The sequence below is a fragment of the Streptomyces sp. NPDC002817 genome (genome assembly GCF_053592055.1).
The window spans coordinates 44311-57300 of sequence record NZ_JBSFUY010000014.1 but is presented as its reverse complement, the minus strand read 5'-3'; the positions used below and the strand labels follow the sequence as shown (position 1 = coordinate 57300).

Annotated in this window: 12 protein-coding genes; 1 reads left to right on the top strand and 11 read right to left on the bottom strand. The window is 70.5% G+C overall.

Annotation, left to right across the window (positions count from 1 at the left end; translation table 11 throughout):
- Window positions 1-45 precede the first annotated feature (45 nt).
- A complete protein-coding gene (locus ACWD3I_RS25225) occupies window positions 46-2445 on the bottom strand; it encodes a hypothetical protein (RefSeq protein ID WP_365395114.1) in 2400 nt (799 codons plus the stop codon).
- A gap of 393 nt (window positions 2446-2838) precedes the next feature.
- Between ACWD3I_RS25225 and ACWD3I_RS25220 the strand changes: the two genes are divergently transcribed.
- Window positions 2839-3066 (top strand): hypothetical protein, encoded by a 228-nt coding sequence (locus ACWD3I_RS25220; protein WP_365395117.1) that lies wholly within the window; start codon window positions 2839-2841, stop codon window positions 3064-3066.
- A gap of 103 nt (window positions 3067-3169) precedes the next feature.
- Here ACWD3I_RS25220 and ligA read toward each other — a convergent pair whose 3' ends face one another.
- From ligA to ACWD3I_RS25170, 10 genes are all read right to left on the bottom strand, one after another.
- Window positions 3170-5221 (bottom strand): NAD-dependent DNA ligase LigA, encoded by a 2052-nt coding sequence (gene ligA, locus ACWD3I_RS25215; protein WP_365395120.1) that lies wholly within the window; start codon window positions 5219-5221, stop codon window positions 3170-3172.
- A 116-nt stretch (window positions 5222-5337) separates the two neighbouring features.
- Window positions 5338-5733 carry a beta barrel domain-containing protein gene (locus ACWD3I_RS25210; RefSeq protein WP_365395123.1) on the bottom strand — a complete coding sequence of 132 codons (396 nt, stop codon included), beginning with the start codon at window positions 5731-5733 and terminating at the stop codon, window positions 5338-5340.
- Window positions 5734-5886: 153 nt separating this feature from the next.
- The gene (locus ACWD3I_RS25205; protein WP_365395126.1) at window positions 5887-6009 is read right to left on the bottom strand and encodes a hypothetical protein; all 123 of its coding nucleotides are present in this window, start codon (window positions 6007-6009) and stop codon (window positions 5887-5889) included.
- Window positions 6010-6090: 81 nt separating this feature from the next.
- Window positions 6091-6894, bottom strand: a complete 804-nt coding sequence (locus ACWD3I_RS25200) for a hypothetical protein (protein WP_365395129.1) — start codon at window positions 6892-6894, stop codon at window positions 6091-6093.
- A gap of 116 nt (window positions 6895-7010) precedes the next feature.
- On the bottom strand, window positions 7011-10025 hold the full coding sequence (locus ACWD3I_RS25195; protein ID WP_365395132.1) for a hypothetical protein: 3015 nt from the start codon (window positions 10023-10025) through the stop codon (window positions 7011-7013).
- 162 nt (window positions 10026-10187) lie between these two features.
- Window positions 10188-10835 (bottom strand): hypothetical protein, encoded by a 648-nt coding sequence (locus ACWD3I_RS25190; protein ID WP_365395135.1) that lies wholly within the window; start codon window positions 10833-10835, stop codon window positions 10188-10190.
- Window positions 10823-11371 (bottom strand): hypothetical protein, encoded by a 549-nt coding sequence (locus ACWD3I_RS25185; RefSeq protein WP_365395138.1) that lies wholly within the window; start codon window positions 11369-11371, stop codon window positions 10823-10825. Before ACWD3I_RS25185 ends, ACWD3I_RS25190 begins: the two co-directional genes overlap by 13 nt.
- Window positions 11368-11637: a hypothetical protein gene (locus tag ACWD3I_RS25180; protein ID WP_365395141.1), complete on the bottom strand. Its 270-nt coding sequence runs from the start codon at window positions 11635-11637 to the stop codon at window positions 11368-11370. Before ACWD3I_RS25180 ends, ACWD3I_RS25185 begins: the two co-directional genes overlap by 4 nt.
- Before the next feature lie 140 nt (window positions 11638-11777).
- The gene (locus ACWD3I_RS25175; protein ID WP_365395144.1) at window positions 11778-11963 is read right to left on the bottom strand and encodes a hypothetical protein; all 186 of its coding nucleotides are present in this window, start codon (window positions 11961-11963) and stop codon (window positions 11778-11780) included.
- A gap of 101 nt (window positions 11964-12064) precedes the next feature.
- Complete coding sequence (locus ACWD3I_RS25170; protein WP_365395147.1) at window positions 12065-12892, bottom strand: hypothetical protein; 828 nt, start codon at window positions 12890-12892, stop codon at window positions 12065-12067.
- Between the last annotated feature and the right edge of the window lie 98 nt (window positions 12893-12990).

Below are 12990 nucleotides of genomic sequence, written 5' to 3'. Positions count from 1 at the left end.
TCGAATGCGCCGCGGTGCCCCTGGTCCGTCACCGGAGGCCGCGCATCATCCCCCAGGCCCCGGCTCATGAGGGGGATGACGCGGGGGAGGCGTCCATGCAGCCGTGGATCCGTCGGGTTCGAGCCCGGATCTGCCGACGGCGCTGGCTTCGGCGTCCCGGCCGGTTTCCCGGAGCATGGTGACCAGCCGCTCCAGTGAGTGGCGGTTGCCCGCCACGATGTGCCGGCGTAGCGCCGCCTCGGACTGCTGACGGCGTTCCGTCCGCCACCAGAACTCGATCAGAGCGCGCTGGTCCGCGTACTCGCTCGCGATCTCAGTGTTCAGCTGCTCGGCGGCTGTGTGCAGACCGAATCGCTCGTACAGCTCGGCCGCCGTCTCGAGTTCGTACCTACCGCCCATGGATGTCAGGTCGTCGACGTCGTTCCAGCGAGCCTCTTGGGCAGCGATCGTCTGCAGACGGCGTACGACCTCCCTGGTGGAGATCCAGTTGGCGAGCAGAACGCGGAGATGGTCCTCGCGTTCACGCATGTTGGCGGGTGTGTCGGCGTCGGGCTTGTTCTCCAGGGCCCACACCAGCGCCTCCCTGTTCCGGGCTGAGCCGTGCGCGGCGTTCATCGCCCGGAACAGGGAGACGAGCCAGCTGCGCGTCGGAAGCAGCCAGAAATCTCCGTCGGCCGCTTTGGAGCCGTGGACACCTTCCATCTCGTCCCACAAGCGGCGGTACAGCGCGCCTCGCTTCTCGGGGGGCAGTCCTAGAACGTCCAAGTGCGAGCTCGACGGGGTGAGCTCCTCAAGGATGTCCTTCGCTGCGATACCGAAGTCGGCTTCGAACCAGGACACGCCGGGGCGGGCGAGCAGCCGCGGATCCAACGGCCCCTCGATCTCCTCCATTTCTGCCAGAGTCGCTTCGATCGCTGCCATGAAATCGTCGGCATCGCCGTCGTTCGCCTGGTCACCTCCGGCTGCGACATCGCGGGCCTCCGCACCGGTCGCGCTGGCTGGCGTGCGAACCCTTTCCTTTTCGCCGACCTGCTGCAACAGCCACGTCACAGCAACGGCAGCCCCCTGATGACCGAGGGAGACCGCCCTGGTGAAGTAGCGGTACGCCCAGCCGTACACGGCACGGCTGTGTGCTTCGTGGCCTAGCCGCATGAGCTGCTCGCCGTCCTCCACGTGGTCGTACAGGGCCTGCCACACCGTGACGTCGATGAAGTCGGCCCGCCGCACCCAGTGATTGACGAGGTAGGGCGACACCTCGTAACCGTCGATCCCGTAGGTCTGGCTCGTGTTGACGGGGAACAGTGCCCGGACTTGACCGCGTACGGGACGCTCCGCCTCGGCGAGAGCCGTCCGGATCCAGCCGTCGTCCTGCACCGCTCGCTGCTGTTCGTCGAGATGGGCGAGCGCGGCCGCCTTCAGCAGGGAGTCCGGAAGAGGACCGACGTGGCCCAGGCGCCGGCAATCGCCTGCCGCGGTGACCAGGGCCCGCGCGTGCGGCCCGAGCCGCTCATGCCGGTCGACCAACAGGGGACCGCCGGTCAGCATGGGGAAGACCCGTCCGGTGCCGACGCTGGCTGCGAGCGCGTGACGCAGGTAGGGATCCTCCTGCGCACGCTGCCGTGCTTCGGTCAGGTCCTGGAGATCGTCGGGGACCTCGTGGACGGTTCGCGCGACCAGGTCCAGGGCGCGCTGTATCCGTCGGTCCTCGACCGGGTCGCCGGTTAGTTCGGTCAGGCGTCCGAGTGTTGCTGGGTCCAGTGTCACCAGGAGCAGTAGGGGCTCTCGTCGGCCGAGGAGCTCGGCAAGTCCTTGGACCACCTCGTGAAGGTGGGCAGGGCCGAGGTGCTCGGCGGCATCGTCGAGGAAGATGACGGCGCCATCGGGAACCGGGTGCTGTAAGAGCTCCAAGAGCGCGAGGGCGTCATCGGGCCGGGCCAGCGGGCAGTTCTCGGGCAGGGAGCTGGTGACCACCCGCCAGGCTGACCGGGTCTTCCCGGCCGAGGACCAGCCGGACAGTGTCACGCAGCGTGGTCCGGAGCGGTGGCCCTGCTCGACCTGTTGCCGCAGGATCGTGTCGAAACTTCGGGCGATGTACGGGGACAGCTCGGTCTGGCTCTCGCCCGGCAGCGCCATCGGGTGCTGGACACCGAAGGCGTCGGGGGTCCACTCGGCCAGTGGCCGGAACAACGGGGAAGGATCTGGTGCGGCGGCGGGAGTAGCGGATGGGTCGCGCCTCTCCGGTACTGAATGGGCGGTGTGTTTGAGGACCCCGGCGAGAACCTCGCGCTTGCGCTCCCAGATGTCCAAGTTGTAGCGCTCACCGAAGACGTCACGTCGGGCGTAGGCCTGGCAGCGCTGGACGAACAGGCGGACGAAATCCGGGCTGGGGGCCTCGCGACCGATCCCCCGCTCCTTCTCGGAGATCGTCGAAGCGCTGAAGGCCACGAGGGCGTTGGACGAAATCGGCGCGGGCCCTCGGTCGCCTTGGGGCCGCAGTTGTCGCGGATGGCCAGCGCCCGCCGACGGTGCTGAATCCGAGGCTACTTCCTTTTGCGTGAGCCCGGATTCCACGCGCAGTTCGGCGAGCGCCTGGCCGAATGCCACAAGAGCCGGATCCCGCGCATCCGGCATTTGATTCCCCCTGTCGGGCTACCTGTGTACGGATCCTGCTCCGGAGCAGTCCGGAGCGCACTGGTAGTACGTCGTCCTGACCTGGGCACGTGCTGGTCGGTTCCGGAGCGCACGGAGGATCGTACGCCGGACGGACATGGCATCGGATGGTGATCCCGCTCGTCGACGCTCCGAGAACCGGGGCACGGGCATGTGGGGAGGCCCGGGTTGGAGACCGTACTTCTGATTGCCGTCATCGCGGCGACCGCCTTCATGATCTTGCTGGCTGCAGCCGCCGGCGTCGTCGTCGGGCTGCTGGAGAACCGCTCCGGGACGAGCGGGACCAAATCCGTCCTGCGCGGGATGAAGGCCTTCTCCACCGCCCTCGGCACCGTGTTGGCGATCGCTACCTTCATCGGTGCCTGGATCTGGTACCTGTACTTCCGCGGCCGTTAGCGCGGGGGCCATCCCTCCGGCGGTGCCGACGCAGTTGGGGCGCGCTTCGCACGAAGCGCGCCCCAACTGCGTTGTGTACCTGGTTGGCCCGTCCGGCCGGAGGTCAGCCGATGAAGTCGGCGACCAGGTCGGCGAAGGCGTTCGGGGTGAGGACCGTCACGCCCAGGGACGCCGCCTTGACGGCCTTCGTGCTCGGCTTGCCGTTCGTCTCGGCGGCGACGAGGTAGTCGGTCTTGGAGTTGACGCTGCTGCCCGCCCTGCCACCGGCCTTCTCGATCAGCACGTTCATCTCGTGACGCCCGTAGCCGTCGAGTGCGTCGGTCATCTTGCCGGTGACGACCACGGTCTTGCCTGCCAGAGGACTCGGTCCCGCACTCGCGGCCTCCGGTTCCGGCTCCGTCAGCTCGATGCCCGCCTTGACGAGCTTGTCGATGACCGGTGCCTGGTCAGCGAGATGCTGAACGATCACCGGCGCCTTCTCCGGCCCGATGCCCTCCACCCAGCGCAGCGCTTCGGCGTCTGCCGAGCGGATGTCGTCCATCGTGCGGAACTGCGCGGCGATACGGCGGGACATGGTGCGACCGGTGCCAGGCAGCCCGAGGGCGCAGAAAAACCGGTTGAGGGGCCGGGACTTGGCGGCCTCGATCTGCTCGGCGAGCTTTGCTCCGCGCTTGGCGCTGCCGGAGGCGGCGGTGAGCTGCTCGACCGTGAGGTAGAACAGATCGGCCACGTCAGAAACGGCACCGGAGTCGACGAGGGCCTGGACGTACTTCTCGCCGAGGCCGTCGATGTCGAGCTGGTCCCGTCCGGCGGCGTACTCGATCAGTGCGGGCAGACGGCACGCGCTGCCCTTCACACAGCGCCAGCGCTCCTGGCTCTTGTCGATCGCATCGCCGCAGTTGGGGCACACCTCCGGCAGCGGAACCGGCTGTGCACCGGTCGGACGCAGGACCACGATCGGGGCTTCCACGCGCGGAATCACATCGCCCGCCTTGTGTACCGTCACGGTGTCGCCAAGGTGCAGGTCACGACGGCGGATGTCCCGCGGGTTGTGCAGCGTCGCCCGCGAAACCACGCTGCCTGCCACCTCGACCGGGTCGAGTACGGCGGTCGGCGCGATGACGCCGGTCCGGCCCACTTCCCACGTGACGCTCGTGAGCACCGTCATGCGTGAAGTCGGGGGCAACTTGAAGGCGATGGCCCAATGCGGGAAGCGGCTGCCGACTCCGGCGGCGGCCTGCTCGGCGGCGTCGTTGCACTTGATGACCACGCCGTCGATCTCGAACGGCAGCGTGGCCCGCCGCGCGGCGATCTCGTCGACCAGCTGCTGCGCCTCGGCCAGCGTCGCCACCACGCGCACTCCGGTCGGCGTGTTCGCGACCGTCTGCACGCCCGCGTCGGCGACGGCCTGGAGGACCTCGGCGTGGGTGGCGTCCTGCGGCAGGAACGTCACTCCGGGCAGGTCGACCGCACCGTATGCGAAGAACGTGGCGCGCAGCGTGTACGGGCGGTCCTTCGCGCGCACCGTGCCCGCGATGCCGTTGCGCGCGTTGGCGAACACACCCGCCCCGTGCGCGATCCTCACCTCGTTCGCGCGCTCGAACTGCTCGTTGGTAAAGAGGATTTCGCCGCGGACCTCGAAGGTGAGCGGCTGCGGCAACTGGACGGGAAGGCCGTCGATGGTTCCGATGATGTGGCTGATGTCCTCGCCGTGCGTGCCGTTGCCGCGCTGGATGACCTGCGTGAGGCGGCCCTCGGTGTAGCGGCCGACGATCGCGTTGCCGTCCAGCTTCACCTCGACCGCCCAGCCTCCGGAAGCCGGGCGGCCCAGCCGCCGGTCGACCGACGCGCCCCACGAGAGGAGTTCCGCCGGGTTGAAGACGTTGGCGAGCGAGAGAAGCCGCGTGGTGTGGGCGATGTCGCCGACCGGGGCAGCCCCAGCGCCGACCTGCCCGGTCGGCGAATCGGCGGCCACGTGCTCGGGGTGGTCCTTCTCCCAGACCTCGATCGCACGCAGCAGCTGGTCGTAGCTGGCGTCGTCGAGCGGGCTCTCGCCGTCGCCGTAGTAGGCCGCGGCGGCCTCGCGGGCCTGGCGCACGGCGTCCTCGTACTGGGTAGGGCTGGAGAGCGCCGTTTCGGCAGGAAGGGTCGTCATGCAGTGAATCCTTTCTCAGGGGTCTGACAATTGGGCGGGGAGCGCGGACCTGTGCTGCCCGCAGGGTCGATCAAGGGGAGACCCGGAGGGGCAATGACCCGGCAGGGGAAATGCGGCTACAGCGCGGGAAGGCCCTCGTGCTGGCGCAGCAGGTTGGCCAGGATCACCCGGCGCTCCTCGTCGCCCCAGGACTTGTCGCGCTCGGTGCGGATGCCGATCTCAGCGAGATAGGCGTTGACCGCGGCCCTGCGCTGGTTGCGGGCGTACTGCTCGGGGGTGACGAAGTGGGTGCGGCTGTGGCTTTCGCCGCCGTCGTCCTGGGTGTCCCGGCGCAGTTTCCACGTACGCGGCCGGAAGCCCTCGCGCGCGGTGACCTCGGTCATCTCCAGCCAGATCGGCGGGGCCTTGGTCACTTCCACCTCGATCGGCTCGCCGGAGCCAGCGCGCCAGCGCGGCTCGACGACCAGCAGGCGGTCGCCCACGCGGATTGGGGTGGAATCGGGCTTGGCCATCGGGACTCCCAGGGCAAGACGGGGCGCGGGTTCGCGCGGGGCGCAGGCGAATTGGTTTCGGCGTACGCCGGGAACGGGGGATGCGGAGCCGGTGGTCCTCGGCTCTGGCCGCCTCGCCCTCGATCGCTCCCGGGCCGAGGCGGCACAGTGGGCCTACTGCGCCTTCCTCCGGCGGTGAGGGCACTTGTAGAAGTACGCCCAGATGGCCACCGGGATGACGACGGCCAGGCTGAACGCAAGGCCGAAGGCCACGCCCTGGAGAACTTCAACCAGCAAGGAGACTCCCCTTTATCGGTATGCAGGACCATTCCGTATGTCTCTTAAGACTATACATGACGTGGAGGTTGAAGGCAAGCCTTAAGAGACAATGCGCTCGGGGTCGGTGAACCTGGGGGCGAAGAGGCACCCGCCGACCTCACCCGCACTGTGGGCCGACTCGGCGCGCCGGGCAGTGTCGGCGGGCACGTCGTAGGTGACGATGAATCCGAGGTCGGCGGCCAGCGTGCGCGTGCCGGTCTCGTAGTCGAGACGCGTCCGTACGACCGGCCCGGCCGCCTGGGGAGCCTGCCGGGCGTCGGCGTCGTCGGGGCGCTCGATGACGTCGCCGACCGTCAGCCATCCCTCGGGCTCACCCGCGCGGGCCGGGGTGTCGTCGGGGACCAGGGCACCGACGGTCCGCCAGGCGTGGGCGAACAGCTGCAGGTACCGCAGCACGTTGCCGTCCTGCTCTCCGGCCACAAACACCCACGACTCGGTGACGGTCAGGCGGTCCACGGTGACCGGCTCGCCCACCGCGGCGCGGTGACGGCGGTACACCTGCTCACACTCCACGGGCCGGACCAGTCGTATGTGGCCCTGCTCAATCTCCTCCCAGGACGCGTAGCGCCATCCCACGACCGCAGGAAGCTGCGCCATGGCGGCGCGGATCGAGGCCGTGCGGTCGACGGCAGCGACGACTTCGGTGGCCGCCTCGTCCTTCACGCGGTATGCCCCGCCGCCGTGCCCGGTGGTGTCCAGGACCGGGCGGACCGTCCACCGACGCTTCCCGCGCCCGTCGCGAGCAATGACCCCTGACGGGGTGTCGCTGCCGTCGACATAGACCGGCGTGCGCCCGTCCTCGTCGGCCTGCCCGAACCGGTACCGCTCTGCTGTTGTGGTCATCGCACACGCGCCCTTCTGATGTGGGGTGTTGGGTGTCCTGCGCGGGTGTCGGCGGCCCGGGGCACCGTGCGGATCTAGGCCGTGGTCAGCCACGCCCGGCCCGTCGCTGCGCGCAGTTAAAGGGGACGCACGACGGCGGCCGCCTCGTCTGCCTCGCCTTCCTGCCCCTCGGTTCCGGCGTGCCCGGTACACCGCGACCGCCAGTCGGCCCCATGGCGGTGCTCCTGCAGCGGCGCCGCCATGCGGCCCGGCTCCGGCTGGGCAGCGAGCTCGACCCGCAGGCGCGCGGCCCCGCTGCCGCACAGCGGCAGCTCCTCCTCGGTGGGCTGCTCGTCGCCCTGGTCCTCGACGTCGGCGGCAGCGGGGAACTCGGCGAGTAGCTCGGCCTCGGCGAGTAGCTCGGCCTCGGCGTGCGTGCGGATCAGGGCCCATGCCGCGCGAGCGTGAGCGGCCCCGCCCACCTTCGTGCCCGGCTCACGGTCGTTGAGTACACGGACCACGAACGGCGACTTCCGGCGCTCGTCGCAGTCGACGCGGTACCGGTACCCGTACGCCGTGGTGACGTCGATTGCGTACCCGTCGGCCTCCCCGTGTCGGTACGTCGATTTACCGCATCCCGCGCCCTCCGGGCCCTCCTCGACCTCCGGCACGGCCGCGCACCACCACGCGCAGTAAGACAGGCGCTGCGCCCGTTCGTGAGCGGCCTGAGCGCGCCGTACCTCGGTGGCCGTGTCCATCGCGTCCGAGATCCCGCTGTACCCACCCATGGCGAGCGCGAGACCCTCGGCGTCCTGCTCGCCGCCGGTCAGCCGGCGGGCCACGTCGTGAGCGTCGGTGTACCGGCCGAGGCACCACCGGTCGGCCTGCCAGGGCGTGCCGTCGTGCTCACCCGTGATCAGGAATCCGTACATCTTGCTGCACAGGTCGCACTTGCCGCCCCGCTCGATCACGCCCGTCGCAACGGTGTTCGCCGCAATCGGCGTTTCATTGCCGGCCTGGGCGGCCGCCTGCAGACCCGCCCACGACGCGACCGGCACACGGTCAAGCGGGACCACGCTGCCCGGGATGAACTCCGGGCGCGGTGCGTCAGCCGCTGGCGCCGGGCCCTCTTCGCCGGTGATGTGCCACACCCACAGCGCAAGAGCCGCGTCCAGCGTCGTGCACCAGCCGATACGGCGGCCGCCCCGGTAGATCTCCAGACCCATGCAGTTCCCGCATGTGCAGCAGGCCGCGTACTTGCCGCGGTGCTGCGTCGCGATCCCCTTGTACGTGCGCCCCCGCCACCGGCCCCACTGCAGCCGGAACGCGGACCGCTTGGCGTCGCACAGCTCAGCATCCGTGACCACCTTCACGCGGTCGATGGACTCGCACAGCCACGACTCACGCTCGGTGCCCTCGTGGGCGACTGCGCGCACCATCCAATTCCCGTTCTTGAACAGGTCGACGACACGGCGCGCCGTCTGCTGCTCGTGGAAGTCCTGAATCACCCACGCCCCCGGCACGACTTCCGGGCGCAGCTTCCCGCCGTACTCCTGCGGCCGCTCGTTCACGTCGTAGCCCCCGGCGCGGACCTCCCAACCATCCACCGTGCGTGGGTACTTGGGCCCCTCCTCGGCCTGGTCGCAATCCGCCGCCCCCGAGCCGGCCGGGACCTGGAGGGCAGTGACGGGCCCGGCGTCGGCGGCCTCCCGCGCGGTCACGATCGCCTCACACGCGGCCCGGGCGTGCTCGTTCGCCCTGTCGGCGCACTCGCGGGCCTCGGCCACGAACACGCCCGCGTGGTCGGCGGCCTCGGCCGCGTCCAGGGCCTCTACGGCGTGCTCGGAGGCCTGCCCGGCCGCTTCCTCGGCCTTGCTCCACTCCCCAGCCTCGGCCGCCTCTACGGCCGTCTCGGCATCGGTGTGCGCGCACGTCTCGGCGTAGCTCGCAGCGTCCAGCGCGAACGCCCCGGCGACCAGCGCGGCACGGTCGGCGCGTTCCTCGACCGCGGTGGCCGCAGCCGCGTCCTGGGCCTTCTTGCCCGCCCCGGGCTGCTTTTCGCGCACTGTCGCGCGGGCGGCACGCTTGGCCCGCTCGTCGCCCATCTCGCACGCCTCGGCGAGCAGCCGCGTCACCACGTCCGCGGACGGCCAGGGAGCCACCTGACCGGCGCTCAGAGCGTCCGCGAGCACCTGCCCGGCAAGTTCTGATGCGCGGTCGCACCACTGCTGCCAATTGAGCTTGCACAGCTTCGGCGACGGGTCACCCCCGGCCAGCCGGCCCGCGACGTCCAGCGCGGTGCGACCGTGGCGACGCTCGCCGTCCAGCATCCAACCAGCCAGGCATCGGCCACACGTGACGATCTCGCCCTGCTCCCCGTTCGGGCCCGACACGGACACCCGGAAGAACTCCCCGGACCGCTTACGGCTGCACTTGCCGACGAACGGCGCGGACGTCGCACAGGTGGGCTTCTCGTCCTCGGCCTCGGTGACGACCGCGAGCACCTCGAACGGCCGCGACGAGAGCGACGTGAGACCGGACGACCACTCACACCATGACCGCGTGTAGAGCGCGTGGTCCACCTGCCGCCGCTCCCACGTCTCCGGCGTCGAACCGTCCATGTCGCCGCCGCGCGCGTGGTCCCAACCCCACCGCGCCTCGACCAGCAGACCGGCCACCCCGAACCGCGAGACGAGCATGACGCCCGCCTCCACCTCGGTGCGCTTCTCGTCGGCCGACCAGTCGACCTCGCCCGTACGGTCGCCGTACCGGGCCCATGCGTCGGCGAACCGCGCCCGGGTCTGTGCGTCGCACCGGATACGGCCGAGCAGGGCGGAAAGCGTGCGGTCCTCAAGGTCACCGTTCCACCAGTAGGTGTCCTCCCCGTGCCCGGCCTCCCACAGGTCATCGCTCCCCGACCAGCCACAGCGCCGCACCCGGTACACGTAGCCCTCGACCGTCACCAGCTGCCATGCCTCGCCCCCCGTGAACCCGGTAGGCGACAGGGTCTCGCCGGGTTCCAGCGCCCCATCAGGGAAGCCGTGCCAGGCCTCGGCGACCGGAGCCGTCTCCTCGTCGCTGGCACGGCCCGGCCGCGGACGGGCCGTGTCGAAGAGCGCCAGTTGGGTGGTGTACGGGTGATCGGGGGTCATGCTGTCGATGCTCCAGAGATCGAATGTGCAGGAGGGGCAGGGGGCGGTGGGCCGCTGGGTAGGCCCGGACGATCAGCACGCCGTGGTGGTGTGCTGCGCGGCACGGCACCGGAAGTGCCGCGGGAGACCTCCGTGGGTGCGGGGCGCGCAGGCGCCGATCGGTCAGACGGACTGGGAGAGCAGGACCGCCGGGATGCTGAGCTCGGGGCGGGGCGTCTCGTAGTGCTCCGGGTGCCAGAACTTGCCGTAGTTCCCGCCAGCGCTCATCGCGGGCACGTATGCGCCGACGTCGAGGCCGCGTTCTGCGGGGGCGTCCTCCACGTCGAGGGGGTGGGTGGCCGGGCCGATGAGGACGAGGGCGTCGTCAGGCAGGTCCGGGTTCTCGGCCAGGAAGGCCCGGAGCTCACTCAGGCGCAGGCCCGGGACGGCGATGGCGAAGGGGTGGCGCCAGTCGGGGGCGACCGTGGCCTTGTTGACGGTGGCTCCCTCGTTCGTGGCGTCCGCAGCTTCGTCGCCGGAAAGGGCGAAGAGGGTGCGCTGGCCGTTCGCGGGATGTCCCTGGTAGTGACCGGCCTGGTAATGACCCGCGGTGAGCCCCAGGGCGTCCTCGGCGAGGCTGACGAGGTGACCGGTGGGCACGGAGGCCAGTCCGCCCGTCTGGCCTTCGACGGCGAAGGCGCTCGTGCAGACGGTGACGGTGGCGTTGCCGTAGAGGAGGGCGACGGGGGACAGGGGGTGCTCCTTGGGTCCGGGGATGCGGAGTGGTGCTGTCGTACGTGCTGGTGAGGGGTGCCGGGCTACCCGTCGCACTGCGCGCAGAAGCGGTGGCGGTGGTAGTCCTCGGCGAGCGCGGCGATCTCGGCTTGGACCTCATCGGGAACGGAGCCGTCGTGCTGGAGATGACCGGTCATCCAGGCGTGGTCGGGCCCGCCCGCGCCCGGGTCGAGGACATGGGTACGTACGTCCGGGCCGGTGGTCCTGGCGCCGTTGACGTACACGGTGACGCCGGTCTGGCCGTCCGGTTCGCGGTCGACGACCACGTCGATCCGGAGACCGGCCGTGGGGCGGCGCAGCTCGTAGCGCAGCTGGCCGTTGACGCGCAGCTCGTACACGCCCGCGTGCGGGTCGAGTTCGCGCACGATCGCAGGCTTGCCGTGGGTGTCCGCGTTGTCCCAGTGCTCCCAGGCCTCTTCGGCCGTGGCGGGGGTGCCGTCCAGGTCGCGGAAGCCGTTGTGGCGGGTGACCTGGGTGAGCGTGGCGCGCAGCTGGGCGAGCACCTTGGTGTGGTTGCGGGGGATGGTGCGGATGGAGGCGTTCCCTTCTCGTGTCGTGGCGGGCGTGCTCACTCGTCGTCGGCGGTGGCCAGCCGTACGGTCTGGCGGATGGCCGGGTCGTAGCGATCCAGGGCCTCGGTGCAGGCGAAGTAGGAGGTCTCGTCCTCGCCGGTGGCCAGGTTGCGGCCGGTGAGGCGCCAGCCTCCGGTCCAGACGCTGCCGATTCGGCTCGGCCCGTACGGCACGACCTCGGTGGCGGTGCCGATGTACGACGTGGTGCGGCCGTCGCGGCCGATGCGGGTGACCACGATGCGGTCGCCGTCGGTCGGAGAGAACACGAGAGCCTCCTGGAGGAAAGGTGGTCGAGGGGTGTCCGTCTGGGCTCATCAGGACTCCGGAGGAGTCGAACTCGAGGTCCTGATGTGGTGGGCGAGGGGCCGGCGCCGCCTCCGGAGTGGCCGGGGGCGGCGCCGACTGCCTACGCGTCCTGCGAGTTCCGCGCGAGCCGGGACCGGACATACACGATCGCGGTCGCCGCGATGACGCTGGTGATCGCGGTCTGGAGCGCGGTGGCGGGCGTCAGGGACCCGATGACCGCCGTGAAGGCGGAACCGCCAGCGGTACCGGCCACGGCCAGGAGCAGAAACTCAGTCGAACGTCGCACCAAGTGCACCTTTCGGTGAGGCGGGGCTGTTCCCCGTCGACTCTTAAGACTCTACGTTGGAAAGTCTCTTCGTGCAAGTCTTAAGAGACGTCTTTTAGGCCCTAGGTCAGGACTCCCAGTGCCCGCAGCGCGTGCAGGTGACCGGCTGCCTCATGCGCGCCGTCCAGGAGCGCGTCGCGGTGGGACTCCGCCCGCGCCCGTGCCGCGAGGGCTTGTCCGGTGAGGTCGCCCTCGCTGAGGGTGTTGCCGCAGGCGACGGTCGTGTTCGGGCCCAGGTCCCACACGAGGAAATTGACCGCGGCGCCGGCCACCGCGAGCGGGTCCAGGTCTTGAAGGCTCCAGGTCCAGGCGTGGGGGTCGACGCCGTGGTCGCGTAAGCGCTGGGCGGCGGCCCGGAAGATGCCGCCGGTTCCGCCGGTGGGCTCGTGCAGGGAGCCGGCTGCCGGAGGCTGGTCGCCGATCGCCAGCGAGACCAGGACCTCGGTGGCGTCGTCCGGTGTGTGGTGCTCGGCCAGCCATGACCGGTCTTCGCGCTGGCGGAGGCAGACGATTGACCAGGACATCAGGTCGACCTCAGAGCGGGCGGAGGGATCGGCCGAGCCGGTGTGATGCAGCACGCCGTGCTTCAGCGCCGTCTCGGCGACCGCCTTGACCGCGTAGAGGGTGTCGTCGTCGTGCTCCTCCTCGGCCCACCGCAGAAGGGGCCCGGCCGCGCCGATCAGGTCGGGACGGCGCAAGTAGTGCACGGCGGCGACCTGTCCGACCGTCGGGGGCCACCGGCGGGCCGGCTGGGAGGCCAGGAAGCGGGCGAGGTCGGCGGCATGCGAGGCGCCGGGCGTCTTGTGGGGCCACAGGGCGAGCGTGGCGACCACTCCGCAGGGGATGTCCATCCGCCCGCGGCCGTAGGTGCGCTGCCAGGTCTCCGCCACTGCTTCGCCGAACGCGGCGCCGTCGGAGCGGCGGGTGGGAAAGGGCGGTGGTTGTCGCGCCGGGTCGGGTGCGCGCCGATGGGTGTGGGTCAGTGACG

Bases quoted from the DNA above. Each gene is read 5' to 3' on its own strand.
- ACWD3I_RS25210 (WP_365395123.1), bottom strand. From the start codon at position 5,733: ATGGCCAAGCCCGATTCCACCCCAATCCGCGTGGGCGACCGCCTGCTG.
- ACWD3I_RS25200 (WP_365395129.1), bottom strand. From the start codon at position 6,894: ATGACCACAACAGCAGAGCGGTACCGGTTCGGGCAGGCCGACGAGGAC.
- ACWD3I_RS25195 (WP_365395132.1), bottom strand. From the start codon at position 10,025: ATGACCCCCGATCACCCGTACACCACCCAACTGGCGCTCTTCGACACG.
- ligA (WP_365395120.1), bottom strand. From the start codon at position 5,221: ATGACGACCCTTCCTGCCGAAACGGCGCTCTCCAGCCCTACCCAGTAC.